The organism is Pseudomonas sp. NPDC089428 (genome assembly GCF_044749325.1).
Taxonomy (GTDB): Bacteria; Pseudomonadota; Gammaproteobacteria; order Pseudomonadales; family Pseudomonadaceae; genus Aquipseudomonas.
The window spans coordinates 1-13,376 of record NZ_JBIVHT010000007.1; the positions used below are offsets into that span (position 1 = coordinate 1).

13 protein-coding genes are annotated in these 13,376 nt (G+C 60.9%); 2 read left to right on the top strand and 11 right to left on the bottom strand.

Features of this window, described 5'->3' with window-relative positions; genetic code table 11:
- From ACIPZ5_RS14775 to mrcB, 10 genes are all read right to left on the bottom strand, one after another.
- On the bottom strand, positions 1–225 hold a 225-nt coding region (locus ACIPZ5_RS14775), incomplete at its 3' end, for a hypothetical protein (RefSeq protein WP_400809378.1).
- Positions 226–269: 44 nt separating this feature from the next.
- Positions 270–881, bottom strand: a complete 612-nt coding sequence (msrQ, locus tag ACIPZ5_RS14780; RefSeq protein WP_400809379.1) for a protein-methionine-sulfoxide reductase heme-binding subunit MsrQ — start codon at positions 879–881, stop codon at positions 270–272.
- Positions 881–1,894 (bottom strand): protein-methionine-sulfoxide reductase catalytic subunit MsrP, encoded by a 1,014-nt coding sequence (gene msrP / locus ACIPZ5_RS14785; protein WP_343599291.1) that lies wholly within the window; start codon positions 1,892–1,894, stop codon positions 881–883. Before msrP ends, msrQ begins: the two co-directional genes overlap by 1 nt.
- A gap of 79 nt (positions 1,895–1,973) precedes the next feature.
- Positions 1,974–2,816, bottom strand: coding sequence for a CDP-diacylglycerol--serine O-phosphatidyltransferase (pssA, locus tag ACIPZ5_RS14790; RefSeq protein ID WP_085677241.1), 843 nt, complete (start codon positions 2,814–2,816; stop codon positions 1,974–1,976).
- Between the two features lie 150 nt (positions 2,817–2,966).
- Positions 2,967–3,983, bottom strand: a complete 1,017-nt coding sequence (gene ilvC / locus ACIPZ5_RS14795) for a ketol-acid reductoisomerase (RefSeq protein WP_054885606.1) — start codon at positions 3,981–3,983, stop codon at positions 2,967–2,969.
- A 55-nt stretch (positions 3,984–4,038) separates the two neighbouring features.
- Positions 4,039–4,530: an acetolactate synthase small subunit gene (ilvN, locus tag ACIPZ5_RS14800; protein WP_003250040.1), complete on the bottom strand. Its 492-nt coding sequence runs from the start codon at positions 4,528–4,530 to the stop codon at positions 4,039–4,041.
- A 1-nt stretch (position 4,531) separates the two neighbouring features.
- On the bottom strand, positions 4,532–6,256 hold the full coding sequence (locus ACIPZ5_RS14805; protein WP_060484248.1) for an acetolactate synthase 3 large subunit: 1,725 nt from the start codon (positions 6,254–6,256) through the stop codon (positions 4,532–4,534).
- A 408-nt stretch (positions 6,257–6,664) separates the two neighbouring features.
- On the bottom strand, positions 6,665–6,997 hold the full coding sequence (locus ACIPZ5_RS14810) for a YqcC family protein (protein ID WP_343599299.1): 333 nt from the start codon (positions 6,995–6,997) through the stop codon (positions 6,665–6,667).
- Complete coding sequence (locus tag ACIPZ5_RS14815) at positions 6,997–7,785, bottom strand: tetratricopeptide repeat protein (RefSeq protein ID WP_343599301.1); 789 nt, start codon at positions 7,783–7,785, stop codon at positions 6,997–6,999. Before ACIPZ5_RS14815 ends, ACIPZ5_RS14810 begins: the two co-directional genes overlap by 1 nt.
- Positions 7,786–7,801: 16 nt before the next feature.
- Positions 7,802–10,123 carry a penicillin-binding protein 1B gene (gene mrcB / locus ACIPZ5_RS14820; RefSeq protein WP_085677238.1) on the bottom strand — a complete coding sequence of 774 codons (2,322 nt, stop codon included), beginning with the start codon at positions 10,121–10,123 and terminating at the stop codon, positions 7,802–7,804.
- A gap of 117 nt (positions 10,124–10,240) precedes the next feature.
- Between mrcB and ACIPZ5_RS14825 the strand changes: the two genes are divergently transcribed.
- Together ACIPZ5_RS14825 and ACIPZ5_RS14830 are read left to right on the top strand one after the other, a co-directional pair.
- Entirely contained in the window at positions 10,241–11,803 is a 1,563-nt protein-coding gene (locus tag ACIPZ5_RS14825; RefSeq protein ID WP_400809384.1) for an AAA family ATPase, read from the top strand.
- Between the two features lie 173 nt (positions 11,804–11,976).
- A complete protein-coding gene (locus ACIPZ5_RS14830; protein ID WP_027917659.1) occupies positions 11,977–12,255 on the top strand; it encodes a TfoX/Sxy family protein in 279 nt (92 codons plus the stop codon).
- 225 nt (positions 12,256–12,480) lie between these two features.
- Here the strand turns inward: ACIPZ5_RS14830 and ACIPZ5_RS14835 are convergent, their stop codons facing one another.
- Positions 12,481–13,365, bottom strand: coding sequence for a ChaN family lipoprotein (locus ACIPZ5_RS14835; protein ID WP_400809386.1), 885 nt, complete (start codon positions 13,363–13,365; stop codon positions 12,481–12,483).
- Positions 13,366–13,376 lie beyond the last annotated feature (11 nt).

Here is a 13,376-nt window from a genome sequence, read left to right on the forward strand (position 1 = left end):
CCTTTCAGCACCTTCCGAATCGTCTAACTCGTTGAATCTCAAGGAGTTTGTCGTTCCGTTGTCGCTGGAAGTGGGGCGCATTATAAGGGGATTCGGATGGGCGTCAACCTTTAATTTCAAGAAATTGAAATATGAGAGGGAAAAGACCGTTTCAAGGCCACCAGGCGCCTGCCACACACCCTTCGGCGCCTGGGGGATCGAGGCCAGAAGACTAAAGGCAGGCACATCTCGAATCCAACTCAATTACATGACAGCCCCCCAACAGTCCCTCAAACCACCCTCCCCTGCCTCCGAGCAAGCTTGGGAAGCACCCGCGAAACCACAGGAACCCGCAACGCCATTAACACAACACCAATAAAGGCATAAACAGCCCACTCCCTCAGATCCGAGCGAACGATCCACAGGAAGTGCAGCAGCCCCAGACCAAGCACCCCATACACCAGCCTGTGCAGCTTCTTCCACCGCGCCCCCAACCGCCGCTGGCTATACCGATTCGAGGTAACCGCCAGCACCAGCAACCCAAGAAACCCCAGCGCCCCCACAATAATGTAAGGCCGCTTGCGCAACTCCACCGCCAACTGCCCCCAATCCAGCCCAAGGATAAAGAACAGATAAGCCAGGATGTGCAGCACGATATAGGCAAACACCCACAACCCCAGCTGCCGCCTTACCACGATCCAGCCCGACCACCCCGTCAGCTTCTGCAATGGTGTCATGCCTAGCGTTACCAGCAAGAACGTCAGCGCGCCGAGCCCAAGCCGATCCATCATGATCTTCCCGGGATCCGGCCCAAGCAGACTCATCGCCGCCTCGTACAACCACAATGCGGGGAACAGACACCCCACTACAAAGATGGCAAGACGAAACCAGGGATAGCGCATCAATAGTTCTTCCGCAGATCGAGCCCGGTATACAGCGACGCCACTTCATCGGCATAGCCATTGAACATCTGTGTTTGTCGCACATTCGGACTAAACAGCCCGCTAGGCAGGCGCCGTTCGCGCGCTTGAGTCCAACGCGGATGATCAACGGTCGGATTCACATTGGCATAGAAGCCATACTCATCCGGTGCCAGCCCCTGCCAGGTAGTCCCAGGCTGCTCGGCCACCAGACTGATTCGCACGATCGATTTGATACTCTTGAAGCCGTACTTCCACGGCACCACCAGGCGTAACGGTGCACCGTTCTGGTTGGGCAGCTCCCGGCCATACATCCCCACCGCAAGAATTGCCAGTGGATGCATCGCCTCATCCAGGCGCAAGCCTTCTCTATAGGGCCAGTCGATCAAGGCAAAGCCGGAACGCTGCCCGGGCATATGCTGCGGATCCTTCAGCGTCTCGAAACGCACATAGCGCGCCTTCGAAGTCGGTTCGACCTGTTTGAGCACCTGCGCCAATGGAAAGCCCAGCCAGGGAATGACCATCGACCACGCCTCGACGCAACGCAGCCGGTAAATGCGCTCTTCGAGCTGGTAGGGTTTGACGAAGTCTTCCAGCGCATAGCGCCCCGGCTTGCCCACCTCGCCATCCACCACTACCGACCAGGGCTCGGTCTTCAAGCTGCCGCCATTGGCGGCCGGGTCGCCCTTGTCGGGCCCGAACTCATAAAAGTTGTTGTAGTGGGTGGCATCTTTGAACGGCGTGATCGCCTCGTCCTTGACTGTCACCGCTTGCCAGTGTGCAGCAGCGAGCTTGTCGGTGAACCAGCCTGGCGCAGTACCAGGCGCCACATCGGCATAGCGCGACACATCAGCCGCACTCGCGCCACCGGGCAATGCGCCCAGAGCCAAGCCTGCCAACGAGCCACCGAGCAGGGTACGACGGGAAAGGTAGATGCCTTCAGGGGTGATCTCCGTTGCCTTGCAATCGGAAGACCTGGGAAGCTTGATGAGCATGGTCGGCTCCACAGCACTGGATAACGGATGTACCAGTATGACTATGGAGCCGGAGGGTTATTCCAACGTTAAGCGATTTTCACGCTTTGCGCCGGCGAGCCCGCAGCAGGAACTGGATCGGCCCCGATGCCGCATAGGCGAGGAAGATCAGCAGCAGGATGCGCGGTGGGTCGCTGAACACAACGGCAAACACCAGCACCACCGCGAGGATTGCCACGAACGGCACACGCCCCTTGAGGTCCAGCTCCTTGAAGCTGTTGTACTTGATGTTGCTGACCATCAGCATGCCGGCAGCGGCTACCAGCAGCGCCACCAGGAACGACAGCTTGGAGCCCTGGATGCCGTAGTCGCTGAACGCCCACACGGTACCGGCGACCACACCGGCGGCGGCCGGGCTGGCCAGGCCGATGAAGTAGCGTTTATCGGCAGTGCCCACCTGGGTATTGAAACGCGCCAGACGCAGGGCTGCACCGGCCACATAGATGAAGGCGACCATCCAGCCGACCTTGCCCATGTCACCCAGCGCCCAGCCAAAGGCCAGCAAGGCCGGGGCCACGCCGAAGGCGACCATGTCCGACAGCGAGTCGTACTCGGCACCGAAGGCGCTCTGGGTATTGGTCATGCGCGCCACACGACCATCAAGGCCGTCGAGCACCATGGCCACGAAGATCGCAATGGCGGCGAAGGCGAAATACTTGCTCGCCTCGCGTGGGTCGCCAGCGCTCTGCGCACTCATCGAGCTGATGATGGAATAGAAACCGGCAAACAGGTTGGCGGTGGTGAACAGGTTGGGCAGCAGATAGATGCCACGATGGCGCACCTTGCGCCCTTCGGCATCATGCCCTTCTTCAACGTGCTCATCGACAGGTAGCAGGCTTTCGGCGTCGGAGGGCTTGTTCGGCTCTTCGGGACGTTCGCTCATGGAGGGTACCTTGCAACAGGATGGAAAATGTTCGACACGGGCCCGCGAAACAGGTTCTGACGGCGGGCCACTGGTCTGCTTTATACCAGAAGCTGACTGCCAGAACGAAAAAACGCGGCCGAAGCCGCGTTTTTCATCTTTCGATAAGACTCAGTTCTTGGTCTTGTCGACGATTTTGTTAGCCGAGATCCACGGCATCATCGAACGCAGTTGCTCGCCGATGATTTCGATGCCGTGAGCGGCGTTGTTGCGGCGCTTGGCGGTCATCGATGGGTAGTTGGTAGCACCTTCGGAGATGAACATCTTCGCGTACTCACCGTCCTGGATGCGCTTCAGAGCATTGCGCATGGCCTTGCGGGATTCTTCGTTGATGACTTCCGGACCGGTGACGTACTCACCGTACTCGGCGTTGTTGGAGATCGAGTAGTTCATGTTGGCGATGCCGCCTTCGTACATGAGGTCAACGATCAGCTTCAGCTCGTGCAGGCACTCGAAGTAGGCCATTTCCGGCGCGTAGCCAGCTTCGACCAGGGTTTCGAAACCGGCTTTGACCAGCTCTACGGTACCGCCGCACAGAACAGCCTGCTCACCGAACAGGTCGGTTTCGGTCTCGTCCTTGAAGGTGGTTTCGATGATGCCGGTACGGCCGCCACCCACACCCGAAGCGTAGGACAGGGCGACGTTCTTGGCGTTGCCCGAAGCGTCCTGGTAGATAGCGATCAGGTCAGGGATGCCGCCGCCTTTGACGAACTCGGAGCGAACGGTGTGGCCTGGGGCTTTCGGCGCGATCATGATCACGTCGAGGTCGGCACGCGGAACGACCTGGTTGTAATGGATCGCGAAGCCGTGGGAGAAGGCCAGGGTAGCGCCCTTCTTGATGTTCGGCTCGATTTCCTGCTTGTACAGCTGGCCCTGGAATTCGTCCGGGGTCAGGATCATGACCAGGTCGGCAGCAGCGACGGCAGAGGCAACGTCGGTCACTTTCAGGCCGTGGGCTTCTGCCTTGGCAACGGTGGCCGAACCTTTACGCAGACCGATGGTGACATCTACACCGGAGTCCTTCAGGTTGCACGCCTGAGCGTGACCCTGGGAGCCGTAACCGATGATGGCGACTTTCTTACCCTGGATGATGGAAAGGTCGCAGTCTTTATCGTAGAAAACTTTCATGAAAATACCCCTGGTTATATCTCGGCCCCTGCGGAGCCATCGCTAATTTTTGAATTTAGATGCTGAGCACTTTGTCGCCACGGGCAATGCCGGTAACGCCGCTGCGCACGGTTTCGAGAATCGATGCGGTGCCAATCGCCTGGATGAAGCTGTCCAGTTTGTCGCTGGTGCCACTCAGCTGCACGGTGTACACGCTGGCGGTCACATCGACGATCTGGCCACGGAAGATATCCGTGGTGCGCTTGATCTCGGCGCGCTGGGCACCGGTGGCCTTGACCTTGACCAGCATCAGTTCACGCTCGATGTGAGCGCTTTCCGACAGGTCGACGAGTTTCACCACTTCGACCAGTTTGTTCAGGTTCTTGGTGATCTGTTCGATCACTTCGTCATGGCCAACGGTGGTCAGCGTCAGACGCGACAGGGTCGGGTCTTCGGTCGGCGCCACGGTCAGGCTTTCAATGTTGTAGTTGCGCTGGGAGAACAGGCCGACCACACGGGACAGAGCACCAGGTTCGTTTTCCAGCAGCAGGGAAATGATGTGCCGCATATCAGGTACGCTCCGTCTTGCTCAGCCACATGTCACGCATCGAGCCATCCTTGATCTGCATCGGATAGACGTGCTCGCTGCGGTCGACCGCGATGTCGATGAACACCAGGCGGTCCTTCATCGCAAACGCTTCTTCCAGCTTCGGCTTGAGGTCCTTCAGGCTGGTGATGCGGATGCCCACATGACCATAGGCCTCGGCCAGCTTGATGAAGTCAGGCAGCGACTCGACGTACGAGTGCGAGTGACGACCGTTGTAGGCCATGTCCTGCCATTGGCGGACCATGCCCAGCACACCGTTGTTCAGGTTGACGATCTTCACCGGCAGGCCGTACTGCATGCAGGTAGACAGCTCCTGAATGTTCATCTGGATGCTGCCTTCGCCGGTCACACAGGCCACGTCCTGGTCCGGGAAGTTGAGCTTGACGCCCATCGCCGCCGGGAAACCGAAGCCCATGGTGCCCAGGCCACCGGAGTTGATCCAGCGGTTCGGCTTGTTGAAGCGGTAGTACTGCGCCGCGAACATCTGGTGCTGGCCAACGTCGGAGGTGACGAAGGCATCGCCATTGGTCACTTCGCACAGCGTCTCGATGACTTTCTGCGGTTTGATGACGTTGCCGTCGCCCTTGTCATAAGGGAACAGCTCGCCATTGCCACGCCACTCGTCGATCTGCTTCCACCAGGCATCCAGCGCCGCCTTGTCAGGCTGCTCGCCGATTTCCTTGAGGATGCCGAGCATTTCGCTGAGCACGCTGTCGACCGGGCCGACGATCGGCACATCGGCCTTGATCATCTTGGAGATCGACGCCGGGTCGATGTCGACATGGATGATCTTGGCGTTCGGGCAGAACTTGGCCGGGCCATTGACCACGCGGTCGTCGAAACGCGCACCGACAGCGAAGATCACGTCGGCATTGTGCATGGCCATGTTGGCAGTGAAGCTGCCGTGCATGCCGAGCATGCCGAGGAACTGGCGGTCGGTACCCGGGAAGCCACCCAGACCCATCAGGGTGTTGGTGACTGGCAGGTTCAGCGACTTGGCGATTTCGGTCAGTGCTTCGGAGCCACCACCGAGAATCACACCGCCACCGGCGTAGACGATCGGGCGCTTGGCGGCCAGGAGCATCTCGGCTGCCTTGCGGATCTGGCCGGAGTGACCACGTACAGCCGGGCTGTACGAACGCAGCTTGACCTTCTTCGGATAGACGTACTCGAACTTCTCGGCCGGATTGGTCATATCTTTTGGAATGTCGACCACGACCGGGCCTGGGCGACCGGATTGCGCCAGGTAGAAAGCTTTCTTGAGTACTTCAGGGATCTCGGTCGGGTTCTTGATCATGAAGCTGTGCTTCACGATCGGCCGCGAGATACCGATCATGTCGGTTTCCTGGAAGGCATCGGTACCTACCATGGTGCTAGGCACCTGGCCGGACAGGATGACCATTGGAATCGAGTCCATGTAGGCGGTGGCAATGCCGGTGATGGCATTGGTCGCGCCCGGGCCGGAGGTTACCAGCACCACACCGGCCTTGCCGGTGGCGCGGGCGTAGCCGTCCGCCATATGGGTTGCCGCCTGCTCGTGACGAACCAGGATGTGTTCCACTTCCGGTTCTTTGAACAGTGCGTCGTAAACATGAAGGAGAGCACCACCAGGGTACCCGTAGATGTGCTTAACGCCTTCGTCACGCAAGAAGCGGACGACCATCTCAGCGCCAGATAAAAGCTCCACGTTGTTCACCTCTAAAACGCCAGAATACCGTCCCTAGTGGACGGGTCTTAATAGGTTTACTGCCAAGCAGAGCATGAGCGAACGTTCAGCACTGACTGAGCAAGTATTGGGAGCTCCCCAGAGTGTTGCGGGGTTTTCCCACCCAGCGCGAGGTAACGCGTTGCGGGGTGTAACAGGCGGCGCGGGTGTGCGCCTCATGATCTGCTTAGCGGGTCTGCTTCTGGCAGTCCCTCTACAGCGGAATCTGGATTCTTGTGATTTGGCGCCTACAAGTCAAGAAAAATTATTGCCAGTTTTTCCCCAAGATGAATTCCTGCCACCACTAAAAACCGAGTCAGCAGCAGAAAAAATAAGATTTCCATAAAAAAGGGCCACAATCTGCGGCCCTAGAAGGAAAAACTGAAGAAATCAGGCGGAAGGAGCGATCAATTGATCGAATGCTGCCAACAGTCGGCGCAGCTCGCGGCTTTGTTCCGGACGATCGGTGAACACGGTTTCCGCCATCACCAGGATGCTCGAGGCATTAGGCAGCGGATGCCCGAGCTCGATGATGATCTTCATGCGGGGCAGGAAGATCCATTGCAGCCACTGCTCGAAGCTGAGCGTATCGACCGCGAACGGCACGGTACTGGCCAGCGCTTCATCGCTGGGCGGCTCCTCATCCCACCAGCCCTGCACCTGCAGCTCACGCTCGATGAGCAGCAGGTGGTCGGCGATATCGAGAATGCGTTGCTCGACCATCACGAGTTGACCCGCGCTTTCTGCCGCGCCAGGGCGGCACCGGCGCTGTCACCCTGCTTTTCACGGGCCAGGGCGATGGTGTTCCACAGCTCGGCCTGCAGGTCGGGGCGACCGTTGGCATAGGTCAGAGCACGGCGGGCCAGTTGCTCGGCCTGTGGCGCGTCGCCTTGCGACAGGCGCACCTGGGCCAGGCGGAACAGTACCTGCGGCTCGCGCGGGGCGATGCGCTGGGCACGCTCCAGGCTCGACGCGGCACCATTGTAGTCACCGCTGCCCTGCTGCGACTGGGCGGTGGTCAGCAATGCCAGCACCGGGCCGTCGAGCTGCTCATCGGCCGACAGGCCACCGGAAGCCGCGTTGCTGCGCGGAATGCCAGTCGGTGCGCTGGAAGCAGCCGGCGTGCTGTTCATCGAGGCGATATCGAACGGTTCGTCGGCGATCGGGTTGGGGTTGGTAGTCATCGGCGCCGAAGTAACCGGGCCCGGAGTGATCGGGCCGGTGCTGATCGGTGCCGCACCGCTGCCGGCCGGGAAGGTCTGGATGCCGGCAGCACCGGCACCTTGCGGGATCATCACGGTCACGCCGGAGTCCTCGGGCAGCGACTGCGCCTGCGCGGTGCCGTTGCTCATGCCCGCGGCCGAACGGTGGGCCTGGACGCGCTCACTGTTGGACACCCGGGTGCTCGAGTCCACTACCGGGATGTTGCCACGCTGCACGCTGGAGCAACCCTGGAGCACCACCAGCGCCGTCACGGCAGGAAACAGCCACTTATTCAATTTACACCTCATCAATGCTGCGCAGGGCTCAGTTCATCCAGCCCTTGACCCAGTCCATGACCGACTCTACGGGATTCTGCTCACCGCCGCAGGTTGCACCGGCAGGCGGTTCACTGCCGCGAATATACGGCATCTGCACGGCTCCCGGACAGCTTCTGTCGGAGCCATGGCCACTGTACGGATCGATCCATGCCTGGACCACGTTGTCGGGTTGCGGCATGTCCAGCGGCAGCGGGTCGGCCTTCTTCATGAAGCTGGTCCAGACCTGCAAGGCGCCGGTGGCACCGGTAAATGGCGTTTTGCCGTTATCGTCACGCCCCATCCATACCACCGCCAGCAGATCCTGGCTGAAGCCGGAGAACCAGCTGTCGCGCGAATCGTTACTGGTACCCGTCTTGCCCGCCAGGGTCAGCGAACTTGGCAGCACGTTGTATACCGAGCGGCCGGTACCCTCACGCATCACCCGCTGCATGGCGTTCTGCACCAGGTAGATGGAACCCGGGTCGAAGGTCTGCTGGATCTGGAACGGGTAGCGCTTGAGCGGCTCGCCTTCGGCGGTCAGCACGCTGCGGATGCCGCGCATCGGCGTATTGAAGCCACCGTTGGCGATGGTCTGGTACATGGTCGCGACCTGCATCGGCGACATGCCGCCAGCACCCAGCAGCATCGCCGGGAAGGCCGGCCAGTCGACGTTGACGCCGAGGCGGCCGATGGTTTTGATCACGTTCGGCACACCCACTTCCAGGCCGAGTTTCGCGGTCGACAGGTTCAGCGAGTTGGCCAGGCCCTGGTACAGGTAGATCGTACCGTGCGAGCGCCGGTCATAGTTCTGTGGGCGCCACACTTGGCCGTCGGCCCCCTTGACCGAGAACGGCTCGTCCTGCACCCAGCTGGTCAGGGTGTACTTGCTTGGCTGTTCCAGTGCAGTCAGATAGACCGCCGGCTTGACCAGCGAGCCAATCGGACGCACGGCGTCGATGGCACGGTTGAAGCCAGCAAAGCCGGACTGGCGGCTGCCGATCAGTGCCTGAACTTCGCCGGTTTCCGGGTTGGTCACGACCATCGCCGATTCCACCTCGTCGGCACCTTTGCGCCCGGCCAGGCGCTTGAAGGTTTCGGCCATGGAAGTTTCGGCCTTCATCTGCAGGATCGGGTCGAAACTGGTGAAGATGCGCAAGCCTTCTTCGGTCAAGTCTTCGTCGCGGTAGTCCTGGCGCAGCTGACGCTTGACCAGGTCAAGGAAGGCCGGGAAGGAGCTGTCGGCGAGGCTGCCGCGCTTGGTCACGCCCAGCGGCATCTTCTTCGCCGCATCGACTTCCGCCTGGCTGGCCACGCCCTGCTCGGCCACCAGGTCGAGGACCAGGTTACGTCGCGCCAGCGCACGGTCAGGATAACGCCGCGGGTTGTAGTAAGAAGGGCCCTTGACCATGCCGACCAGCAAGGCGATCTGGTGCAGTTTCAGCTCCGACAGCGGCTGGCTGAAGAAGAACTGACTGGCCAGGCCGAAGCCATGCACCGCGCGCTGACCATCCTGGCCGACGAACACTTCGTTGAGGTAGGCCTCGAGGATTTCGCGCTTGTCGTAGTGCATTTCCAGCAGCACGGCCATCATCGCTTCAGTCAGCTTGCGGCTGAGGCTACGCTCGCTGGTCAGGTAGAAGTTCTTCACCAACTGCTGGGTCAGGGTACTGCCGCCCTGGCGCATCGAGCCGGCCGAGGTGTTGACCCACATGGCACGGGCGATGGACTTGGGCGATACACCGAAGTGGCTGTAGAAGTCCCTGTCCTCGGTGGCGACCAGGGTCTCGAGCAGGTACGGCGGCACCTGGTCGATCTTGATCAGGATGCGGTCTTCGAGGTTCTTCGGGTAGATACCACCGATCATCAGCGGCTCGAGACGTACCACGTCGAGCTTCTTGCCATTGGCACCGGCGAGGTCTGCCACGTAGTCACCGGAGAAGCGCACCCGCACGAATTGCGCAGGCTCCATGCCCTCGTAGAACTGGAAGCCACGGGTGTTGAGGTCGACGGTATTGCCGTTGACCGCCGCCGCGCCCGGGCCGTTGGCCGCGCTTTCACGCCGGTAACCGAGGGCATCGAGCTCGGTGAGGAAGTCGTTCTTGCTCAGTTTCTGGCCGGAGAACAGCTCCAACGGCCGGGCATACACCTTGGCCGGGATGGTCCAGCGCTTGCCGGAGAACTTCTCCTGAACGATGGCATCGAGGTAAACCGCGAAGCCGGCAACGATCACCAGGCCGACCAGGCTGAGCTTCAAAGCCCAGCCCAGCCAGGCGCGCGAGCGGCCGGTCGGGCGTTTCTGAGGGGTACGAGGATTTCGGGTTCGAGTCATGGCGGCGGATTATACGCACTTTATAAAGGGTAGGCAGGCGCCCTCTGGCGGTAGGCAGGGACGGCACCATTGACCATAATGGCGCTTTCGAATTCCCTGCCCCCGGAAGGATTTCCCGTGAGCCAAGCCTTGATCACCGCGTTGCAGAACCCTGCCCTGTACCCTCACCCCGTGGACGGGTTCCAACTCATCGAGACGCACATCTCCTGGGTCCTGCTCACCGGCGAGTACGCCTACAAGATCAAGAAGCCGATGAACTTCGGCTTCCTCGACTTCACCAGCCTGGCCCAGCGCCAGCATTTCTGTAACGAAGAGTTGCGCCTGAACCAGCGCCTGACCGAGGGTCTGTACCTTGAAGTCCTGCCGATCACCGGCAGTGCCGAAGCGCCACAGATCGGCGGTGAAGGCGAAGCGATCGAATATGTGCTGAAGATGCGCCAGTTCCCCCAGGGCCAGATGCTCAATACCCTGCAGGCCAATGGCGAGCTGAATACCAGCCACATCGACCAGATGGCCCGGCAGATTGCCGAGTTCCACCTGCAGGCACCAAAAGTGTCGCCGGAGCACCCGCTGGGTACCCCGGAAAGCGTGATGGCCCCGGTCGAGCAGAACTTCGAGCAGATCCGCCCGTTCCTCAGCGAAAAAGCCGACCTGCAGCAGCTGGACAACCTCCAGGCCTGGGCGCGCAGCAGCTTCGAGCGCCTGCATGGCTTGCTGCAGGCGCGCAAGGCCAATGGTTTCATCCGTGAATGCCACGGTGACATTCACCTGGGCAACGCCACCCTGATCGACGGCAAGGTGGTGATTTTCGACTGCATCGAGTTCAACGAGCCGTTCCGCCTGACCGACGTCTACGCCGACGTCGGCTTCCTCGCCATGGACCTGGAAGACCGTGGCCTCAAGTGCCTGGCACGACGCTTCGTCAGCCAGTATCTGGAGCTGACCGGCGACTACGAAGGCCTGGAACTGCTCAACTTCTACAAGGCCTACCGTGCACTGGTACGGGCCAAGGTCGCCCTGTTCAGCATGCCGGCCAATGCCGACGGCGTGCAGCGTGCCACCACCCTGCGCACATACCGCAACTACGCCAACCTGGCGGAGAGTTACAGCGCCATCCCTTCCCGCCTGCTTGCCATCACCCATGGTGTGTCGGCGGTGGGCAAGAGCCATGTGTCCATGCGCCTGGTCGAGGCGCTGGGCGCGGTTCGCGTGCGCTCGGACGTGGAGCGCAAGCGCCTGTTCGGTGAACAACCGCAACAGAATGTGGGTCAGCTCGCTGCAGGCATCTATGACCAGGACGCCAGCGTGGCGACCTACCAGCGTCTGCATGAACTGGCGGCGACGATCTTGCGTGCTGGCTTTCCGGTCGTGCTCGATGCCACCTACCTCAAGGCAGAACAGCGCCAGGCCGCTGCGGCCGTGGCCAGCGAGACGGGCGTGCCTTTCCTGATCCTCGACTGCCATGCACCGGAGGCGGTGATCGCCAGCTGGTTGAAACAGCGCCAGGCCGAGAACAGCGACCCGTCGGATGCCACCCTGGAGGTCATCAAGGCACAGCAGGCCAGCCGTGAGCCACTGGATGCCCAGGAGCTGCTACACAGCACCCGCATCGATACCCAGGAAGCCAGCGGCATGGACCAGGTGATCGAGCAGATTCGCCAGCGCCTGCCAGGCCTGTAAGTTCGCTTTACGCCTGTTCCGGCCCGTTGCCGGGACAGGCTCCTCCCCCAGGCCAGGACAGCTCGTCGTCCCCGATGGCAAAAGGCCGCGCATTTCCCAACCCCCGCTACACTCCTTTCTGACCTGCTCGCGATTTATCCCCTAGACCCGTTCAGCCATCGCAAGGAGGCTCGATGAACGATGAATTGCAGCATCTGAAGAATCTTGGCAAGACCTCTGCGCAGTGGTTGCATGCGGCCGGTATCCACAGTGCATCGGACTTGCGCCGGCTGGGCGCCGTGGGTGCTTACCAGGCGGTGAAAACACGAGGATTCCGGGCGTCGAAGGTGCTGTTGTACGCCATTGAAGGTGCATTGCTGGACATGCACTGGAACGATTTGCCGGCCGAACGCAAGGAAGCGCTCAATCAACAACTCGATGCGAAATGCCCCATGCAAAAAAATATGAAATAAACGCACGAAGGGGATTGACGCTGTAATGAGAATCGTTATGATTATCACAACTGGTCGCGAGACTGGTTGGATAACCTAAGAGCCCCTGGTTCGGACTCTCAGATTATCTCCTCATCAGGCTAATCACGGTTATTGACCCGGCATTTTGCCGGGTCTTTTTTTGCCCGCAGGTTTCCGCTTGAATGCCGAGCACGCCTTTGTAGGAGCGGCCTTGCCGGGGCGCTCCTACCTCAGTTGGGCGCAGTAGTCCTGCTCAGGCATCGCTGCCGTGTACCAGACATAGTCGGCCACCCCAGGCCCGACCTGTTCGCCCGCCTCCACCAGCAGCACTACCTTGCTCACGCCCTTCGCGCCCAGATCGGCGAGATGCAAAGGCACCCCCAAGTCCTTGCGCGCGTGGTACGCACCGGCGAACAGCAAGGCCGGCTGTGGCGCTGCCAGCAGCCGTTCGGCCATACGCCGATCCCGCTGTTGCTGCACGGCCAGCATCGCTGGCAACTGGCTTTCCGGCAGCAGGCCACAATGCCCCTGTTTCACCTGTTCCAGCAGTGCCGCCCTGACCGCCGGCGCATTTGACCGGGTTCCCGGTAGAACCAACGGGTGCCGATAGGCCTGGCGCATTTCTGCGGGTGACAGGTTGGCCGCCAGCAGCGGCACAGCATGTTGCAAGGCTTCCCGCACGATAGGGCCATAAAGCTGCCAGTCCCAGCCATCCTCCCAGGCCAGCACCTTGGGCAGGTCCTGCGGCAATTGCGCCTGCCCCGCGAGCGCATCGACGCGGGGCTGCTGCTCGGGTTGCAGCATTTCCAGCAGCAAGCTGCCCTGCGCCCGGCGTTGCTGCAGTGCACGCAGCAACCACAGCTGCAAGGCGTGATGGTCCGGGTTGTCATGTTTCTCACCGACCAATACCCGCGGCGCATCAGCCAAGCCCTCGATCAGCTTTTCAGGACTGATCACCTGGCCACTGGCCAGATCGAGGATCTGCCCCAGCTCGGCGTTATCCCGCCCTTCGCTGCTCTGCCAGGCAGGCAGCGGCGGCAGGCTGGCCTGGCAGCCACCCAGCGCCAGCGCCAGGCACAGTAATGAACCGCACAGCAAAGGATGAGCCATGGGAGTGCCTC

Excerpts from the sequence above, each read along its gene's own strand:
- ACIPZ5_RS14830 (WP_027917659.1), top strand. The coding sequence starts at position 11,977 with ATGAACGATGAATTGCAGCATCTGAAGAATCTTGGCAAGACCTCTGCG.
- msrP (WP_343599291.1), bottom strand. The coding sequence starts at position 1,894 with ATGCTCATCAAGCTTCCCAGGTCTTCCGATTGCAAGGCAACGGAGATC.
- ilvN (WP_003250040.1), bottom strand. The coding sequence starts at position 4,530 with ATGCGGCACATCATTTCCCTGCTGCTGGAAAACGAACCTGGTGCTCTG.
- mrcB (WP_085677238.1), bottom strand. The coding sequence starts at position 10,123 with ATGACTCGAACCCGAAATCCTCGTACCCCTCAGAAACGCCCGACCGGC.
- ACIPZ5_RS14810 (WP_343599299.1), bottom strand. The coding sequence starts at position 6,997 with ATGGTCGAGCAACGCATTCTCGATATCGCCGACCACCTGCTGCTCATC.
- msrQ (WP_400809379.1), bottom strand. The coding sequence starts at position 881 with ATGCGCTATCCCTGGTTTCGTCTTGCCATCTTTGTAGTGGGGTGTCTG.
- ACIPZ5_RS14815 (WP_343599301.1), bottom strand. The coding sequence starts at position 7,785 with ATGAGGTGTAAATTGAATAAGTGGCTGTTTCCTGCCGTGACGGCGCTG.
- ACIPZ5_RS14835 (WP_400809386.1), bottom strand. The coding sequence starts at position 13,365 with ATGGCTCATCCTTTGCTGTGCGGTTCATTACTGTGCCTGGCGCTGGCG.
- pssA (WP_085677241.1), bottom strand. The coding sequence starts at position 2,816 with ATGAGCGAACGTCCCGAAGAGCCGAACAAGCCCTCCGACGCCGAAAGC.
- ilvC (WP_054885606.1), bottom strand. The coding sequence starts at position 3,983 with ATGAAAGTTTTCTACGATAAAGACTGCGACCTTTCCATCATCCAGGGT.